We start from the raw sequence: 17777 nt of genomic DNA, 5'->3' as shown, positions 1-17777 counted from the left end.
GCGCCCGATGATCCCGTCCTCATGCAACGTCGGGTACCCACTTCCACATCTCGATCAACGTCCCGCGGCCCGGGGCGGAATCGATGGTGAGGCGGTCCATCAGCCTGCGCGCGCCGGGCAGTCCGAGTCCGAGTCCGCGGCCGGTGGAATAGCCGTCCTCCAGCGCGCGGGGAATGTCGCGGATGCCGGGACCCTGGTCCTCGGCTTGGATGACGAGCGCGCGGCGACCCTCGCGCAAGTCGATGAGCAGCCTGATCTCGCCGCTTCCCGCGTAACTGGTGATGTTGCGGGCGATTTCGGAGATGGCGGTGGAGATCATCGTGCGGTCGGTGAGGGTGAACCCCAGGTCACCGGCCAACTCGCTCCCGGCCTGCCGGGCGGTGACGATGTCCTCGGACACCTTGACCGCGATCGCCACCTGCTCAGCGGCCACTGTCGCGACCGTCTCGTCGCCGCGGGTGCCGATTCAGCCAGGAGAGGCCTTCCTCGAGATCCAGCGCGGTGTGCATGTCTTCGAAGGTAAGGCCCAGTTGCACCATGGCGAAGGCGACTTCGGGTTGCAGTCCGACGATGACGGTTTCCGCGCCGCGCAACTGGGTCATGTGCGCGATGGTGCGCAACGATCGCGCGGCGAAGGAGTCCATCACATCGATGGCGGTGACATCGACGATGATGCCGGTCGCGCGATAGCGGCTGACCTGCTTCATCAGGTCGTCCTGTAGCCGCTCGGTGTCGGCGTCGGTCAGGGCCGACTGTACCGAGGCGATCAGGTACGTGCCCTGCTTGAGAATAGGTACCGGCATGGTGGCTTGGTCAGCGCCCGTCCCGCTCGCTCAAGCGCTCGGTCACTCGGGAGACCTCGTATCCGAGGAGACGCTCGGCCTCTTCGATACCGCCCTGGAGGTCGCCGACCGCGTTCATCTTGGACAGATCGAGGCCGATGGTCACCAGGGTCAGCGCGATCTCCGAGGACAGGCCGGTGATGATCACGCTCGCGCCCATCAGGCCCGAGGCGTCGACGGTCTGCACGAGGTGGTTGGCCACCACGGAGTCGATCGCGGGCACACCGGTGATGTCGATGACGACCACCTTGGCGCGATTGGCGCGGATGGCGCGCAGCAGCTGCTCGGTGAGCTGGCGGGCGCGCTGGGAGTCGAGCACGCCGATGATCGGCAGGATGAGCAGCTGCTCGCGAACCTGCAGAACCGGGGTGGACAGCTCGCGGATGGCCTCTTGCTGGCGGCTGATGACGCGCTCGCGCTCCTGCACGAACGACACGGCCACGGTGTTGGCGATGCGGTTGGCGGCCGGTTCGTAGGCGTCGAGCACGCGATTGAGCAGCTCGAAGTTGGACTGGTACTTCTCGAAGAGGCTGCGTGCCAGGACGTCGCGCAGCAGCAGCACGATGCCGATGACCTCGTCGGTCTCGACGCCTCGCGGAATGATGCGCTCGGACAGGTCGCGGGCGTAGGCCTGCAGTGCCTCGACGCTACCGGTGACGAGCACCTCGACGTAGTTGTCGTACATCGACGTGGCCTCGGAGAAGATCTCCTCCGGGGTCATCGCGGTCAGCAGTTCGGCTTCGGTGATGCGCCGTGCCCACTCTTCCCGCAGCCCGGTGCGGTTCTGCCGCAGGTGCTCGACCAGCTGTGGCAGCAGGTTGTCGAGCGGTTGCGCCGGCAGCGAATCCGCCGAAAGACTCGTGGACACCTCGGACATGGAAACCCCTGCCCCTTTCGACGACGGACGTTTTCGGTGCGCACAGTGCGCGTTGGGCCTGAGCCTACTCATACCCCCTCTGTGGTGCTGCCCAAACGTGGCGCGCCCGGCTAATCCGGGGCGAACCCGCGTTCCAGCGCGCGCAGTGCCCGGTCGAGATAGACGGTGAGATCGGTGTCGCCGCGCTCGAGCCAGGCATCGAAGGCCGCCCGCGCGGCGGCCAGGGTGGTGCGCCCGATGGCGAGCGGAATCAGGTCGCCCGCGCCCGCGCCGAGACGGCTCGCGGCGAACTCGCCGACGGCGTGTTCCCACGCGTCGTAGTGTGCCCCCGCGCCTGCCGAGAGGGCGGGAACTCCGGAGACGAGCCGCATTCTGGTGCGCAGTTCGGGGATGTCCTCGGGGCGATATCTGTTGGCCGCCACCACGATGCGGCGCACCGCGGCCATCATCGGCTCGTCGCCGGGGACGGCGGCGAACGCGGCGCGCAGGTCGTCGACCTCGTTGTCGAACTGGTGCCACAGCACCTCGGCCTTGGTGGGGAAGTAGCGGAAGAACGTGCGTTCGCTCACCCCGGCCTCGGCGGCGATGCGTTCGACGGTGACGTCGTCGAACCCGTGTTCGGCGAACAGCTTCATCGCGATCACCTCGAGCTCGCGGCGCGTGGTGCGTGGCGGACGCCCGCGGTGCCCCGACTGCTTCGGAATCGACATCGGTGCGCGCGGCGGCGGGGCGGACATGGATACAGGATAGGGACTCGGCGAGCTTTCGACCTGCACGCGCTCTTGATTATGTCAGTGACTGACGTTAATGTGGGCGCCATGTTCGTGGCGCACCTCACATCGCCCGAGGCAGGTGTGCGCGCCGCCGCGGGAGTGATCCTGGTCATCCCACTCGGCGCGACCGAGCAGCACGGCCCGCATCTGCCGCTGTCGACCGACAGCGATATCGCGTCGGCGGTGAGCAGGCGGGCCGCGGCCGAGCGAACCGATCTGCTGATCGCGCCTGCCGTGTCCTACGGGGCCAGCGGCGAGCACGCGGGGTTCGCGGGCACCTTGTCGATCGGACAGGCGGCGCTGGAACTGCTCGTCGTCGAGCTGTGCCGCTCCGCCACGGACACGTTTTCGCGGATCGTGCTGGTCAACGGGCACGGCGGAAACGTGGAAGCGCTGCGCCGGGCCGTCGCGCTGCTGCGGTCGGAGTCGCGTGACGTGCGGCTGTTCTCGCCCGGCTACGGCGGCGACCCGCACGCCGGGCGCACCGAGACCTCGATCCAGCTCGCGCTGCGCCCCGACCGGGTGCGCACCGAACTGGCCGAACCGGGGGACCGCCGCCCGCTGGCCGAACTGCTGCCCCTGCTGCGCGCGGGCGGGGTGCGGGCAGCCAGCCCCAACGGAATCCTCGGCGACCCCACCGGATCGAGCGCCGAAGAAGGCGCCGGCCTGCTGACGATCGCCACTACCGCACTGCTGGAAGACCTGCGCCGATGGTGGCCGCAGGATCATGAGGAAGGACCCCGATGAATCCCTGGTTCGAGACCGTTGCCGAGGCGCAGCGGCGCGCCCGCAAGCGCCTGCCGAAGTCGGTGTACGGCGCGCTGATCGCCGGATCGGAACGCGGACAGACCATCGAAGACAACCAGACCGCGTTCACCGAACTCGGTTTCGCCCCGCACTGCGCGGGCCCGATCGGCGACCGTGACCAATCGACCACAGTGCTCGGTCAGCAGGTGTCGATGCCGGTGCTGATCTCGCCGACCGGCGTGCAGGCGGTGCACCCCGACGGTGAGGTCGCGGTCGCCCGCGCCGCGGCGGCCCGCGGAATCGCCATGGGGCTCAGTTCCTTCGCGAGCAAGCCCGTCGAGGACGTTGTCGCCGCCAACCCGGCGACCCTGTTCCAGCTGTACTGGTGTGGCAACAAGGATCAGATCCTCGAGCGGATGGCCAGGGCGAAGAAGGCCGGTGCCGTGGGTCTGATCCTCACCCTGGACTGGTCGTTCTCGCACGGTCGCGACTGGGGCAGCCCGGTGATCCCGGAGTCGCTGAACCTGCGCACGATGATGAAATTCGCGCCGCAGACCCTCGCGCGCCCCCGCTGGCTCGCGACCTACCTGCGCTCGGGCAGCATCCCCGACCTCACCGCGCCCAATATGGCGGTCGGCGGCGGCGCGGCCCCCGGGTTCTTCGGCGCTTACGGCGAATGGATGCAGACCCCGGCACCCGATTGGGACGATGTCGCCTGGATCTGCGCGCAGTGGGACGGCCCGGTGCTGCTCAAGGGCGTGATGCGGGTCGACGACGCCCTGCGTGCCGTCGACGCGGGCGTCGCGGGCATCTCGGTGTCCAACCACGGCGGCAACAACCTCGACGGCACCCCCGCCGCCATCCGCGCCCTGCCGGTGCTCGCCGACGCGGTCGGCGACCAGATCGAGGTGCTCCTCGACGGCGGTATCCGGCGCGGCAGCGATGTCGTCAAGGCCGTGGCGCTCGGTGCGCGCGCGGTGCTGATCGGGCGCGCCTCCCTGTGGGGTCTGGCGGCCAACGGCCAGGCCGGTGTCGAGAACGTACTCGACATCCTGCGTGGCGGTATCGATTCGGCGCTGCTGGGTCTGCGCAAGACCTCGATCACCGACCTGACCCGCGACGACATCATCGTTCCCGCCGGTTTCGAACGCGCGTTGGGCGTCGTTTCGGGTCGAAAGGATTCCGGCGAAGGGGATTTCGCTACCAACGGAACTGTCGTGAGCGGCGCCGCTGCTGGATAGTATCGGCGGTTGGTCAACACCGCCCGAGGGGGAATTTCGTGAGTGTGGTTTCGGAAATCGAGGGTTCGCGCAGGCGAATCATGATGTCGCGCAGCGTGTCCTACACGCTGCCCGCCGTGGTGGCGGTGGCGCTGGTCTCGGCCGGATGTGGCACCGCCACCCCGAAACCGGCACCGCGCGCGGCATCGACCACCCTCACGACCACCTCGAAGCCGCCGCCGACAACGACATCGCGGGTGACCACCACGACCTCGACCGCCGCCACACCGGCGTCGGTCGGTGTCTGCGTGGACAAGACGACCAATGTCCGCGTGGCCGACGACCAGTGCGACACCAGCGATACCACGTACTCGCGCTTCTGGTATCAGCACACCGATACGTTCGTCTACCCGGCGATCGGCGTCGCTGTCGCGCTGGCGGCGGGCAGCTTCCTGCGCCCGACCAGCGGCGACGTCTTCGATCGCGGCGCACCCACCAAGGGTGGCAGCATCGCGCGCGGCGGGTTGGGCAAGGCCCGCCCCGACTCCTCCGGCGGGGGCGGCAGCGGCGGGTCCTAGTCCTCGCCGGGCGCGGCGGTCTGTAGCCGGCCGACCGGTTCGGCCGACTTCGCGCCGCGGTGGTGATCGACGAGCACGTCGTAGATCTCCGCGAGGGTCGCGAGCTGGTCGCGATCGAGGACATCGATCATGTGCTTGCGCACACTGCGCACATGGGCGGGCGCGGCCGTGGTGAGCAGTTGCCCGCCGGTGGGGGTCAGCTTGGCCACGGTCCGGCGCTGGTCGTGCGGCATCGTCTCGCGGGAGACCAGACCGCGCTTCTGCATGCGGGTGATCTGATGCGAGAGTCGGCTCTGCGACCATTCGAGCGCGCAGGCCAGGTCGGCGAAGGTGAGTCGCTGACCTGGCGCGTCGGCTAGGTAGACCAGCACGGAATACTCGACATAGCTCAGGTTGGCTGCCCGGCCGGCGTCGCGCCCGATCGCCGCGGCGATCAGGTCGCGGGTTCGGACATAGCCCAGCCAGGCACGCATTTCGACATCATCGAGCCACTGTGGATCGGTCACGATCGAGCTCCAGATTCTGAAGGTGCAGGCTTCGGATTGAACGGTGCACTCCCGCCACCGCCCGGAGAATGGGTAGCACCGTTTGGGTTGAACGTGCAACCTCGATATTAGTTAGGGTAGGTCAGGAACCTTACATAGGGTTGCCTAACCGTCGTGCGGGTGTGGGTGGTCGATAGGCTGCGGATTGCTTTGTGACCAGCCATGCCTGGTGCTCCGCAGTGTTGCGGTGCCCGCCCTGCCCGAAGGAGTGCGATCCGTGACCGCGCCGGAGTTCCGCTATTCCGATCTGCTGCCCATCGGCGCCGACGAGACGCCCTACCGCCTGCTCACCAGCGAGGGGGTCAGCACCTTCGAGCACAACGGGCGCACCTTCTTGCAGGTCGAGCCCGAGGCGCTGCGGCTGCTGACCGAGACGGCGATCCACGACATCAGCCACTACCTGCGCCCCGCGCACCTGCGGCAGCTGCGCAAGATCATCGACGACCCCGAGTCCTCGGGCAACGACCGCTTCGTCGCGCTCGACCTGCTCAAGAACCTCAACATCTCCGCCGGCGGCGTGCTGCCGATGTGTCAGGACACCGGCACCGCGATCGTGATGGGCAAGAAGAGCGAGGGCGTGCTCACCGGTGCCGACGACGCCGAATGGCTCAGCCGCGGCATCTTCGACGCCTACACCAAGCTGAACCTGCGCTACTCCCAGCTCGCCCCGATCACCATGTGGGACGAGAAGAACACCGGCACCAACCTGCCTGCCCAGATCGAGCTGTACTCGACCGAGGGCGACGCCGACAACCCGGTGTACAAGTTCCTGTTCATGGCCAAGGGCGGCGGTTCGGCCAACAAGTCGTTCCTGTACCAGGAGACCAAGGCCGTCCTGAACCCCGAGCGCATGCTCGAGTTCCTCGACGAGAAGATCCGCTCGCTCGGCACCGCGGCCTGCCCGCCGTACCACCTCGCGGTGGTCATCGGTGGCACCAGCGCCGAATTCGCCTTGAAGACAGCGAAATACGCCTCCGCGCACTACCTGGACAACCTGCCCACCGAGGGCTCGATCACCGGTCACGCGTTCCGCGACGTCGAGCTCGAGGAGGAGGTCTTCCAGCTCACCCGTGAGTTCGGCATCGGCGCGCAGTTCGGCGGCAAGTACTTCTGCCACGACGTACGCGTGGTCCGTCTGCCCCGCCACGGCGCCTCCTGCCCCGTCGCGATCGCCGTCTCCTGCTCGGCCGACCGCCAGGCGCTGGCGAAGATCACCAAGGACGGCATCTTCCTGGAGCAGCTGGAAACCGAACCGGCCCAGTACCTTCCGGAGCAGACCGCCGACATCCTCGGCGGCGACGTGGTGCAGATCGACCTGAACCGCCCGATGGACGAGATCCGCGCCGAGTTGTCGAAATACCCGGTCAAGACCCGTCTTTCGCTGACCGGCCCCTTGGTCGTGGCCCGTGACATCGCGCACGCCAAGATCAAGGAACGGCTCGACGCGGGCGAACCCATGCCGCAGTACCTGCGCGACATGGCCGTCTACTACGCCGGTCCGGCCAAGACTCCCGAGGGTTACGCGTCGGGCTCCTTCGGCCCCACGACCGCGGGTCGCATGGACTCCTACGTCGACCAGTTCCAGGCCGCGGGCGGCTCGATGGTGATGCTCGCCAAGGGCAACCGCTCGGCCCAGGTCACCAAGGCCTGCAACGAACACGGCGGCTTCTACCTCGGCTCCATCGGCGGTCCGGCCGCCCGTCTCGCCCTGGACTGCATCAAGAACGTCGAGGTCCTGGAATACGCCGAACTCGGCATGGAAGCGGTCTGGAAGATCGACGTCGAGGACTTCCCCGCGTTCATCGTCGTCGACGACAAGGGCAACGACTTCTTCGCCGAGACCTCCAAGCCGATCGCCCTGCGCGTGCGCACCCGTTCCAAGGAACGCGTGTAGCCATCCGGTCGTCGATACCCCGGTGCCCACTGCGGTGAGCGCCGGGGTTTTCGTCTGTTCCGTGGGTCCGGCGACGTCCGCCACCCCGGTGTAATGTGACGCACGACATACGGTGTACGGCCTGACAGGGGTGCGGATTGGCGAGCGGTGGAGTTCCCCGGGGGCGGGCGACGCGCAGCGCGAAGCTGGGGCAGTTCGCCGCCGGGCAGGCGGTGCGCGAGGTCGGGCGCCGGCTGTCGATGATCGGGCGCACCGACGAGGCCCGTGAGGTGCTGGCGGAGCGGTCGGCGATGATGAAGGCGCAGCAGATCGTCGCGGTGCTGGGGAGCATGAAGGGCTCGGCGATGAAGCTCGGGCAGATGGGCTCGGTGCTCGATCTCGACTTCGTTCCCGAAGCCCATCGCGAGCAGTTCCGCGCCCAGCTCGCGGCCCTGCAGGACCGGGCGCCCGCGATGCCGTTCGCGACGATGCGGCAGGTGATCGAGGACGACCTCGGCCCCTTGGCCCAGACGTTCGCCGAGTTCGGTGAGACATCGATCGCGGCGGCGTCGATCGGGCAGGTACACCGGGCGCGACTGCACGACGGACGCGTCGTGGCGGTCAAGGTGAAGTATCCCGGGGTGGAGCGCGCCGTCCACGCCGACATCAGCAATCTCGAGTTCCTCGGCAAGATGGCCAGAACAGTGCTGCCGAGCATGGCCGACACCGGTGTGCTGGAGGAGGTCGCCAGCAATCTGCGCAGCGAACTCGACTACGAACGCGAGGCTCAGACCCAGCATCGGGTCGCACGGCGCTATCGTGGCCATCCCTTCATCACCGTGCCGGACAGCATCGAGGAATTCTGTACGCACAATGTGCTGGTCACCGAATTCGTCGAAGGGCATCCGTTTTCGCACATCCAGACGCTGCCTGCCGCCGAGCGGGACCGGCTCGGCGAGCTGATCTACCGCTTCTACATCGCCGGTCTGTTCGCCGACAACGAGTTCTGTGGCGATCCGCATCCCGGCAATGTGCTGCTGGCCGCCGACGGCAAACTCGCCTTCGTCGATTTCGGCCTCTACAAGGAGATGGATCCGGAGCACGTCGAGTTCGAGCGCTCGGTCCTGCGGGCCGCCGCGGAGGGCCGCGGTGAGGATCTGTTCGCCGCGTGGCTGGGCCGGGGGATCATCGACCCCGATTCCGAGGTCACCGTGGAGGAGAGTCTGGCCTACGTCTGGGCCGCCACCGGCTGGCACCTGCTCGACGAGGAAGTCACGATCACCCCCGAACTGGCCACCGGCGCACTACTTCTCGCCGTCGACCCGCGAGCGTCGGACTTCCAGGGCATGCACAAGCAGCTGCTGCCGCCCGAGCACGTGTTCTCCCGCCGCGCCGACCTGTTCACCTTCGCCACCCTCGGTCAGCTGCGCGTTACCGCCAACTGGCATCAGCTCGCCCGCGAATGGCTCTACGACGAACCCCCGCAGACCGAGATCGGCCGGGCGATCGAGCAGTGGCGCCGTGGTCTCGACGACCGGCCGGGTCGATAGAATCCGCCTATGAATACTGTGCTCGGCCGCGTGGCCGACCGGATCCTGGTGACCGTGACGGCCGCCGCGGCCGTCACCGCCGTCGGCATGGCCGCCGCCGACGCCCAACCCGAGCCGCGCGAACAGTTCCAATCGGCAGCGGGCACCGAAGGCCTCGACCCGCCGCTCGCCGCCGCCTACACCCTCGCCGAACAGCAGGCCCACGCCGAGGACGTGCCGCTGTCGATCACCTCCGGTCATCGCACCTACGAGCAGCAGCTGTGGCTCTGGCAGGACGGCCTGGCCACCTACGGCAGCCCCGAGGAAGCGCGACGCTGGGTGCTGCCGCCGGAGGAGTCCACCCATGTCTCCGGCCGTGCCGTCGATGTGGGCCCGCAGGTGGGGGCACAGTGGCTCGAGGACAACGGCAACCGGTGGGGACTGTGCCGGACCTTCGACAACGAGTGGTGGCATTTCGAGCTGGTGACCGCGCCCGGTGCGCCGTGTCCGCCGCGGGTACCGGACGCGAGTCAACGCTAGAGCCGAACCCCGTCAGCGCAGCCCGGCGAAGAAGGTCCGGATGTCGGCGACGTGCGCGGTGGGTTCTTCCATCGCGACGAAATGGTTGCCCGGATTTCCCGACGGCCAATGGGTGATCTTGTTGCCGCGATCGGCGAGTGTGCGCATGAGCGGTGAACCGCCACCGTAGACGCCGGTCGGCACCAGGTTCTGGTCGGTGGGCCAGCCGAACCCGCCGCCGGTGCGCAGCCCGTCGTACATCGGCCAGGACGAGGTGCCGGTGGTCTGGGTGAACCAGTACAGGGCGATATTGGTCAGCAGGTGGTCGCGCTCGATCACGTCTTCGGCGCGGTCGGCCATATAGGCGAACTCCTGGAACTTCTGCATCATCCACGCCAGCAGTGCGACCGGCGAATCGTTCCAGCCGAGGGCGAACGTTTGCGGGGCCGCCCGCAACAGGGCGTGGTGGTCGACGCCGCCGGTCATCCACTGCTGCATCTGCGCCCACTGCGCACGATCCTCGGCCGACATCGCGGGCACGTCGGCCTCGGTCGGCATGCCGATCCCGCCGTCGAGATGCACGCCGATCACATGTTCCGGAGCGGCGAGCGCCATCTCCGGCGCGACGTAGGCGCCGAGGTCGCCGCCCTGCGTGCCGTAGCGGTCATAGCCGAGGCGGTCCATCAGGGTGGCCCACATCGCGGCGACCCGTGCGGTGGTCATGCCGGGTTCGCGCGGCGCCGCCGAGAAGGCGAAGCCGGGGACGGACGGGATCACCACGTCGAAGGCGAGTGCGGGATCGAGACCGTGAGCGCGCGGATCGGTGAGCGGGCCGACGGTGCGGGTGAACTCGACGAACGAGTTGGGCCAGCCGTGGGTCAGCAGCAGCGGCACCGCGTCGGGCTCGGGGGAGCGCACGTGCACGAAATGGATGTCGAGGCCGTCGATCTCGGTGATGAACTGGGGAAACGCGTTCAGCGCGGCTTCTTGTGCCCGCCAATCGAATTCGTTCGCCCAGTACGTGGCGAGCTCGCGCAGGTACTCGGTGGGGATGCCGCGTTCCCAGCCCTCGCCCGGCAGCGGAGCCGCCCAGCGCGCCCCGCTCAGCCGGTCGTGCAGATCGTCGATGTCGGCCTGGGGGATGTCGATGCGGAACGGGCGGATGGTGGTCATCGGGACTCCTCGTCGTCGGTGTGATGTCGACGTTATCGACCATCTAGGACAGTTATGGTCCTAGATGTGCGCGAGAATGGAAAACATGACCGACACCGCCGCCCGCCTGCTCCGCCTGCTCTCCCTGTTGCAGATGCCACGGGAGTGGCCGGGCAGCGAACTGGCCGACCGGCTCGGCGTCACCGATCGGACCGTGCGACGCGACATCGACCGCCTGCGCGACCTGGGCTATCCGGTAGTCGCCGCGATGGGTGCGGCCGGCGGCTACCGGCTCACCGCGGGCTCGGCGCTCCCACCGCTGATCCTCGACGCGGACGAGGCCGTCGCCGTCGCGGTGGGGCTGAGAGTCGCCGCGGGACAGGCGGTCGCGGGCATCGAGGACGCGTCGGTGCGAGCCTTGACCAAACTCGAACAAGTCCTGCCCGCGACACTGCGCAGACGAGTGCGCGTGGTCGGCGCGGCGGTCACGGTCCGAGCGGGCGAGGGCCCCGCCGTGGACCCGGAGGTCCTCACCACCCTCGCCGCCGCCGTCACCAACCGAGAACGACTCCGCTTCACCTATCGCGACGCCACCGGCGCCGAATCCCGCCGCCACACCGAACCCGCGGGCGTCGCCGCCGCAGGCCGCCGCTGGTACCTCGTCGCCTACGACCTCGACCGCGACGCCTGGCGCAGCTACCGCGCCGACCGCATCGAAACCCCCCACCCCACCGGCGCCCGGATCGCCCCCCGCGACCTCCCCGCCGCCGACCCGGCCGACTACGTCGCAGGCCGCCGAACCGACTGGGCCACACCCGAATACCAGGTGGATGTCACCATCGAAGCTCCACGCGGCCGAATCGCAGGCCGGCTCGGCGAGGAACCGAACACCCTTCGCGCCGACAGCAACACCACCTGCCGCCTCACCGCCACCCGAGACGACGACCCCACCTGGCTCGCCGGACAACTGACGTCCCTGGGAGTGCCGTTCCGCGTCCATGATTCGCCTGAACTGACCGCGGCATTGCGTGCCCTCACGAGTCGCTTGCAAGCCGCCCTGGGTGATCGAGCGACCGCCCGTGCTCGTTCGAGCGTCTCGGATCGTCACCGATGAGGTTGCCGCCATCGACCATCTGCCCGTGCGGAAAGCGGCCCGGTAACTCTCCCCACCTGCACCGGGTTCGACAGCCCGATGCAGGTGCGGAGAACACTCAGGGGCGGGCGGCGACGGCTTCGACCTCGAACAGGACGTCGGGGGTGGCGAGGCTCGCGACGCCGATGAGGGTTTGGGTGGGAGGGGTTGTGCCCCAGTTCGCTTGGACGGCACCGGCGATGGGGCCCAGTTTGCTGACGTCGTGATTCACGACGTAGGTCCGGAGCTGGACGACGTGGCTGAGGTCGAGGTCGTGGGCGGCCAGGGCGGTGGCGATGTTGCGGAAGGTTTGGTCGACCTGCTCGGTGAAGTCGGGGGAGACGACCGCGCCGTCGGGTCGGGATCCGTACTGTCCCGAGACGAGAACCAGTTCGGTACCAGCGGGGATGACGGCGGTGTGGCTGTAGCCGAAGGGGGTCGGGTCGTGCAGGCCGTCGGGGTTGACGATGGTGTGGCGCGCGTGGTCGATGTTTGTCATGGCGATGAACCTGCCAGGAATACACGACATCCTGTGTCGTGTATTCCTGGCATAGTTTTTCGTATGCGAGCTGACCGGTTGGTCTCCCTGGTGCTGCTGCTGCGGCGGCACGGTCAGCTGTCGGCGGACACCCTGGCCCGCGAACTGGAGGTGTCCACCCGGACCGTGCTGCGCGATATCGAGGCGCTGTCCACGGCGGGCGTTCCGGTCTACGCCGAACGGGGCAGGCACGGCGGGTTCGCGCTGCTGCCCGGATTCCGGACCGAGCTGACCGGGCTGAACCACGAGGAGGCGCTGGCCTTGCTGATCGCCGGATCACGGCGTGGCGCACAGGCATTCGGGCTCGGCTCGGCGCTCGCGTCGGCCATGCTCAAGGTGGTCGACGCGCTGCCCGAAAGCTATCGGGAGACCGCGAGCGACGCGGCCGAACGATTGCTCATCGATCCCGAGACCGATCTGCTCTCGCGCCGGTTGGATGCCGAGGAGCTGCCCGACACCATCGTCAGCGAGGTCCGGCGCGCGGTGCTCGCCGGACACAAGCTGCGCATCCACTACGCCGCCGTCGACCAGAGCCCCGCATGGCGCACGGTGGACCCGATCGGCCTGGTCACCGTCCGAGGCCAAGGCTACTTGCTCGCCACCAGATCCGGCGCGGACCGCACCTACCGGCTGTCGCGGGTCGCGGCCGCCGAGGCGCTCGCCGAACCGGCCCAGCGACCGGACCGGGTCGATCTGGACCGGGCTTGGCAGGAGCGCAGCGCCCGCTTTCGCGCAGGCGGCGATCTCGTCACCGTACGGGTTCTGGTCGATCCGGCGCGGCGCGAAGAGTTGGTCGGCACCGCGGTGGCTGTCCACCGCGAAGAAGCGGACGACGACGGGCGACTGCGGCTGGAAGTGGCCTTCCAGGATCGCCGACACGCCGAATGGGCGATGTGGCAGCTCGCCGCGAGCGCGGAAGTCGTTGCCCCGCAGTGGTTACGCACCACCCTGCGCGACCGTGCGGCAGCGATCGCGGCCCGATACGCGGTGTCATCAGAACGATGATTCTCTTCGGCGCGCGCTGGGCGAACCCGTACCGCTGATCAGCCCACCGGAGCGGGTTCGCCCGGCATCCCTTCCAGGGTCAACCCGCCCTCGATCGTGTTGGGTACTCGGCGGCGGTTGGGGGAGCCCAGCGCCGTGCTGAGGTCGCCGCCGTCGTGTTCGGCGAGAAGCTCACCGCTGTCCCAGACGAGAAGGGTCGCGCTGACGGTGTTCTCGGCGGTGGAGTGGGCCAGGTCGTAGTGCGCGCAGCCGGGGACGTGGGCGTAGGTGATCCACAGGTCGTAGCCGGTCATGAACAGGTCGAGGTCGAATTGCACACTGAGGCCGAGCAATTCGCTGCGACCGTTGTCGTCGACGCCGGCGAAGGCTTCGTCGAGAGCGAGTAGGCGAGGGGCCTGCGGGTCGGCGGAGTCGAGCATCACGTGGGCGGCGGCGAACAGGGGCAGGTGCAGGGAGACCGACTGTTCGCCGCCGGAGAGGGCGCTGTGCCGGGCGACGGTGAGCTTGTCCTCGGTGCCGTCCCCGGAGATCAGCGTGAAGGAGAAGACTCGCCAAGTCCGGTAGTCGAGGGTCGCGGCGAGGATTTCGGGGTACGAACGCTCCGGGTGCGCGGTGCGGGCGGCGCGGATCTCGGCGGCGAAGTGGGCGCGCACCGAGCCGAGGTCTTCCGGGCTCAGGGCGGTGGTGTCGCGGTCGAGGAGTTTGCACATGGAGCGCGCGGACTCCGACAACCCGTCGGCGAGGATCCAGTGCACACCGATGGTGTTGCCCGACGACATCCGCCGCTGCTTCATCTCCGCGCCCATGCGGGAGATGAGTTCGCGAGCGTCGGTGGTGCGTTCGTGGATCTGCTGGGCCAGACCGGTGAGCAGCGCGTCTTCGAGGATGCGCCGCTCGGCATCGGTGAGCAGCAGTTCCTGGTCGCGGCGGGCGGCGTCGATGCGGGCGGCGAAGTCGGCGAGGGCGGCCTGGCCGTTCTCGTCGTGGACAGCGACGACGGTGAGTCCGTCGGCGGCGTCCCAGTTCAGCCGGTAGTCGCGGCCGGAGGCGGTGAGCGCGGCGTCGAATTCCTGGAGCGCGGTGGTGACCGCGGACCGGGTGGACTTGCGACCCGCCTCGGTGGCGCGGACCTGGCTGGTAGCGGTGTCGAGGTCGGCGAACAGGGCGGCCACCTCGTCGGGCAGCACCACCGGATCGGTTTGCGGCCCCGCGGCGACGATGCGGTACTGCAGTTGCTCCGGGGTGGACCACGCGGCATCGCTACTGGGCCAGCGGTGTTCGACCGAGGCGCCGAGCAGGCTCAACAGGTCGGGTCGGGCGTACGGGGCCAGTGAACGCACCTCGGCGAGCACTTCGGTGAGTGCGGTGGCGAGCGCTTCGTTGGCGGTGCGAGAGGCCGCCTCGGCATCGCCGACCGCTTCGATGGCGGCATTGGCGGCCTTGCGCGCGGCCCGCTGCTCGGCCTTGGCCGCCTCGATGGCACCGCGGGCCAGGTCGAGATCGCGGTCGATGTCGGCGGCACTGGCGCCCAGCGCTTCGCGCAGCGTTTCGAGTTTGCGCTGCTGCTCGGTGTAGCCAAGTCGGGCAGCCTCGGCCTCTTCGGCGAACGCCTCGGCCAGTGCCCGCGCCTCGTCGTGCCGGTCGGCGCCCTCGCGTTCGCGTTCGCGCTCGCGTTCGTGTTCGGCGCGTAGGCGGAGCAGTCCCGTACCGGTGTTCTCGAAATGGCGGATCGCGGCGGCCAGCGCGTCGAGTTCGCGTGCCTCGCGCGGGGTTCGATGCGCTTGGGCGGCGGCGCGCACCTTCTTGTCCAGGGCCGCGACTTCGGCGACGGCCTGGTCGAGTTCGCGCTCGGACTGGGCGGCGGCCTCCACCCTCGACCGCATCAGGCCGGCGGCCTCGGACACGGCACGCAGGGCAGACGTCACCGCCGACGGGCGCGGCAGTGCCTTGGCGCCGGCCGACAGCGCGGCCAATTCGGCAGTGGCGCAACTATCTTCGTCCCTTGCCGCCTGATGCTCGGCGGCAGCGGCCTCGATCGCCGCCTCGATCTCGGCGAGCCGGGACTCACGCCTGCGCGCTCGCGCGGTGGTCCCGATGAACTCGGCTTCGGGCTTGTGGTGGTGTCCGACGAGAACGCCCTGCCGGAAAGTTCCGGCGAGGCCGACCGCGACCTGCGGCGCGGCGGCGGTGGTCAGCGCGGTGAGGGTGGCGCCGGTGACCTCACGGGGGGCATCGCCGGACACGGATGGTTCTGCGTCCGGCGTGTCATCGGTCGTCGTACCCGGCTGTGCGGACGTGTCGTGGAGGGCGATGGAGGCCAGCACCGCGGCAACGGTCTCGGTAGGCACGGTGAGATCGGCCGAATCGTCCTCGACGACAAGGGCATCGGCGAGAGTACGGCCGGACGGGCGCTGATCGATCGGTAAGGGGAGCAGGAAGTGCTCGGAGTCGATGCCGGCGGGCAGACTCGGGCCACAGATCCAGCTGTCGAGGAGACCGCTGGACTGCAGTGCCGCCTCGATACCGGCCGCATCCCGCGGGGACACCGAGTCGGCGAACCGCACCAGCTGCCAGAGCGGCGCACCCGGAAGTCCTTCGCGGACACCGGTTCTGGCGGGATGGGCCGGGGGAGCGTCGTCGCGCTGGGCGGCGATCTGTGTGCGTTCGGCGACCAGGGCATCGCGGCGCACGGCAGCGGCGGTGGCACGGGAGCGCGCCTGCTCGCGGCGGGTGCGGATCTGCTCGCGCAGCGGCTCGCACCACTCGGACAAGACCTCGGAGGCGGAGGGAATGTCCTCCACGCCCGCACCGGCCATGGCGGTGTCGAGCGCTGCGAACAAGCCGGCGGTGGTGTCGGACGTCACCTTTCGGCGACGTTCACCTTTTCCGTCCTGTCCGTCGGGATTCGTGTCCGAGCGGCCGTCGTGCGCCCCTGGTTCGGCAACGGCCCCGAAGATCTCGCTGTGCGCGTTCCACCAGGTGCGCAGGGCGGCGGCGGATTCGCTGCGGGCCAAGGCGACCGCGGCTTCGGCGTGGGCGACTTCGGCGGCGGCCGAGTCGCGCAGTTCGACGGCGCGTTCGGCCAGGCGCTCGGAGCGGGTGCGGTCGGCGGCGGCGGTGTCCCACTTGCCCACTGCTTGTCGCACCGCACGCACGTCGGCGTCACGTTCCTCCGCGTGGCCGCGCACCGCCGCGGTGAACTGGTCGCCGCGGCCCTCGGCGCTCGGCGGGGTCCATTCGATGCCCGCCTCTTCGGCGGCGGCACGGACCGCGTCTTCGCCGCGGACGAGGGCGGCGGCCGCTGTGCGGACCGCTTCGGTGGCGCGAGAGGCTTCCTCGGCGCGGCGTTGCAGCGTGTGCGAGGCTTCGGCGGCCTTGTCGCGGTGGGCCGCGGCGGAGGTTTCGAGGCGGCGGACGGCGTCGGCCAGGTCGTCGAGTTGCTGTTTGCCCTCGTAGGCGCTGGAGCGCTGGAGATTCTCGCGGTCGGCGATGGCCTGCTCATAGGCCTGGTCGGCGTTCTCGGCCCTGGTCTCGGCTTCGGTGCGGTCGGTGTCGCGGCGGGTACGCAGGGCGGTCGCGGCGAAGAGCGCGGTGGCGGCGTTGGTCACGGCATCGAGGCGGGCGCGGAGCTGGTCGACGTCCGTTTTCGCCTGTACCGCAAGGTATTTGCGGTACACATCGACGAATCGGCGAGTGGCGGTATCGGCTTGGACGAGCCCGTCGAGGGTGCGGCCGACCTCCTCCATATCGCTGAACGAGCGTGCGGCGTCGAGGATCAACTGCTCGTCGAGGGGCCGAAGGCCGTCGGTGAGTGCCTGGGAGAGACCGCGCGGGTCGAGATTCTTGGCGAGCTGGGGCCTGCGGAGGGTGAGGATCAGATTGATCAGCTGGTCGTAGCGCTGCACGCCGAGCCCGAACATGCGCGCGTCGATCGCCGCCCGGTACTCGACGGGCCGGTCCACGATGGCGTCGCTGCCGATCTGCTCGGCCAACTGCTTGCGGGTGAGCGGGCGGTCGTCGGGACCGATGAGCGAGAAGTCGACCCCGGCGCGACCGTCGGCGACGAAGTACCAGCGGGTCACCTTGTCCGACGAGCGGGTGGCGCGCATGCCAATGCCGACGGTGACAGTCTCCGGGTCGTCCCAGCTGCCGCGCGCGAACTCCATCCACACATACGAGTAGGCCGATTCCTGCTTGCGATAGAGCAGATTCGACTTCATGGTGCGTTCTTCACCGGCGAACGGGTTCAGCCTGCGTGGTTCGATCCGTCCGTCCAGCACGAACGGGAACAACACTTCCAGGGCCTTGGTCTTGCCGGAGCCGTTGGGACCGCGCAGCACCAGGCGCCCGTCGGCGAAACTGAACTCCTGGTCGCGGTAGTCCCACAGGTTGACGATGCCGGCCCGGGTCGGGACGAACCGCACTCCGCCGTGAATGAGTGACATGC

Annotated in this window: 16 protein-coding genes; 8 read left to right on the top strand and 8 right to left on the bottom strand. The window is 69.0% G+C overall.

Features of this window, described 5'->3' with window-relative positions; translation table 11 throughout:
• Window positions 1–19: 19 nt before the first annotated feature.
• The 4 genes from ACFQ9R_RS02515 to mftR all read right to left on the bottom strand — a co-directional run bounded on the left by ACFQ9R_RS02515 (window position 20) and on the right by mftR (window position 2456).
• A complete protein-coding gene (locus ACFQ9R_RS02515) occupies window positions 20–433 on the bottom strand; it encodes an ATP-binding protein (RefSeq protein ID WP_056809992.1) in 414 nt (137 codons plus the stop codon).
• Window positions 423–803, bottom strand: coding sequence for an STAS domain-containing protein (locus ACFQ9R_RS02510; RefSeq protein ID WP_056809990.1), 381 nt, complete (start codon window positions 801–803; stop codon window positions 423–425). Before ACFQ9R_RS02510 ends, ACFQ9R_RS02515 begins: the two co-directional genes overlap by 11 nt.
• A gap of 10 nt (window positions 804–813) precedes the next feature.
• Window positions 814–1719 (bottom strand): STAS domain-containing protein, encoded by a 906-nt coding sequence (locus ACFQ9R_RS02505; protein WP_056809988.1) that lies wholly within the window; start codon window positions 1717–1719, stop codon window positions 814–816.
• A gap of 110 nt (window positions 1720–1829) precedes the next feature.
• Window positions 1830–2456, bottom strand: coding sequence for a mycofactocin system transcriptional regulator (mftR, locus tag ACFQ9R_RS02500; RefSeq protein ID WP_378988234.1), 627 nt, complete (start codon window positions 2454–2456; stop codon window positions 1830–1832).
• Between the two features lie 81 nt (window positions 2457–2537).
• Between mftR and mftE the strand changes: the two genes are divergently transcribed.
• Genes mftE through ACFQ9R_RS02485 form a run of 3 tightly spaced genes read left to right on the top strand, consistent with a single transcriptional unit; the run spans window position 2538 to window position 5037 of the window.
• Window positions 2538–3239: a mycofactocin biosynthesis peptidyl-dipeptidase MftE gene (mftE, locus tag ACFQ9R_RS02495; protein ID WP_378988472.1), complete on the top strand. Its 702-nt coding sequence runs from the start codon at window positions 2538–2540 to the stop codon at window positions 3237–3239.
• Complete coding sequence (mftD, locus tag ACFQ9R_RS02490; protein WP_378988231.1) at window positions 3236–4480, top strand: pre-mycofactocin synthase MftD; 1245 nt, start codon at window positions 3236–3238, stop codon at window positions 4478–4480. Before mftE ends, mftD begins: the two co-directional genes overlap by 4 nt.
• A gap of 38 nt (window positions 4481–4518) precedes the next feature.
• Window positions 4519–5037, top strand: coding sequence for a hypothetical protein (locus ACFQ9R_RS02485; RefSeq protein WP_378988228.1), 519 nt, complete (start codon window positions 4519–4521; stop codon window positions 5035–5037).
• Here the strand turns inward: ACFQ9R_RS02485 and ACFQ9R_RS02480 are convergent.
• Entirely contained in the window at window positions 5034–5543 is a 510-nt protein-coding gene (locus ACFQ9R_RS02480) for a MarR family winged helix-turn-helix transcriptional regulator (RefSeq protein WP_378988225.1), read from the bottom strand. The two genes, ACFQ9R_RS02485 and ACFQ9R_RS02480, sit on opposite strands and share 4 nt — an antisense overlap.
• 256 nt (window positions 5544–5799) lie before the next feature.
• Here ACFQ9R_RS02480 and ACFQ9R_RS02475 point away from each other — a divergent pair, with 256 nt between their 5' ends.
• From ACFQ9R_RS02475 to ACFQ9R_RS02465, 3 genes are all read left to right on the top strand, one after another.
• A complete protein-coding gene (locus ACFQ9R_RS02475; RefSeq protein ID WP_378988222.1) occupies window positions 5800–7476 on the top strand; it encodes a fumarate hydratase in 1677 nt (558 codons plus the stop codon).
• 137 nt (window positions 7477–7613) lie between these two features.
• A complete protein-coding gene (locus tag ACFQ9R_RS02470) occupies window positions 7614–9005 on the top strand; it encodes an ABC1 kinase family protein (RefSeq protein WP_378988219.1) in 1392 nt (463 codons plus the stop codon).
• A 9-nt stretch (window positions 9006–9014) separates the two neighbouring features.
• Window positions 9015–9524: a M15 family metallopeptidase gene (locus tag ACFQ9R_RS02465; protein ID WP_378988216.1), complete on the top strand. Its 510-nt coding sequence runs from the start codon at window positions 9015–9017 to the stop codon at window positions 9522–9524.
• A 12-nt stretch (window positions 9525–9536) separates the two neighbouring features.
• Here the strand turns inward: ACFQ9R_RS02465 and ACFQ9R_RS02460 are convergent, their stop codons facing one another.
• Complete coding sequence (locus ACFQ9R_RS02460; RefSeq protein ID WP_378988213.1) at window positions 9537–10676, bottom strand: epoxide hydrolase family protein; 1140 nt, start codon at window positions 10674–10676, stop codon at window positions 9537–9539.
• An 85-nt stretch (window positions 10677–10761) separates the two neighbouring features.
• Between ACFQ9R_RS02460 and ACFQ9R_RS02455 the strand changes: the two genes are divergently transcribed.
• Window positions 10762–11769, top strand: coding sequence for a helix-turn-helix transcriptional regulator (locus tag ACFQ9R_RS02455; protein WP_378988210.1), 1008 nt, complete (start codon window positions 10762–10764; stop codon window positions 11767–11769).
• A gap of 97 nt (window positions 11770–11866) precedes the next feature.
• Here ACFQ9R_RS02455 and ACFQ9R_RS02450 read toward each other — a convergent pair whose 3' ends face one another.
• Window positions 11867–12286 (bottom strand): RidA family protein, encoded by a 420-nt coding sequence (locus ACFQ9R_RS02450; RefSeq protein ID WP_378988207.1) that lies wholly within the window; start codon window positions 12284–12286, stop codon window positions 11867–11869.
• A gap of 63 nt (window positions 12287–12349) precedes the next feature.
• On the opposite strand from ACFQ9R_RS02450, the gene ACFQ9R_RS02445 reads away from it, so the two are divergent.
• The gene (locus ACFQ9R_RS02445; protein ID WP_378988204.1) at window positions 12350–13330 is read left to right on the top strand and encodes a helix-turn-helix transcriptional regulator; all 981 of its coding nucleotides are present in this window, start codon (window positions 12350–12352) and stop codon (window positions 13328–13330) included.
• A 38-nt stretch (window positions 13331–13368) separates the two neighbouring features.
• Here ACFQ9R_RS02445 and ACFQ9R_RS02440 read toward each other — a convergent pair whose 3' ends face one another.
• Window positions 13369–17775, bottom strand: a complete 4407-nt coding sequence (locus ACFQ9R_RS02440) for an SbcC/MukB-like Walker B domain-containing protein (protein ID WP_378988201.1) — start codon at window positions 17773–17775, stop codon at window positions 13369–13371.
• Window positions 17776–17777: the final 2 nt, after the last annotated feature.

The organism is Nocardia sp. NPDC056541, assembly GCF_042794235.1.
GTDB lineage: Bacteria > Actinomycetota > Actinomycetes > Mycobacteriales > Mycobacteriaceae > Nocardia.
Note: the sequence above shows the minus strand (reverse complement) of the source record. Positions and strands in the feature narration are given on the sequence as shown.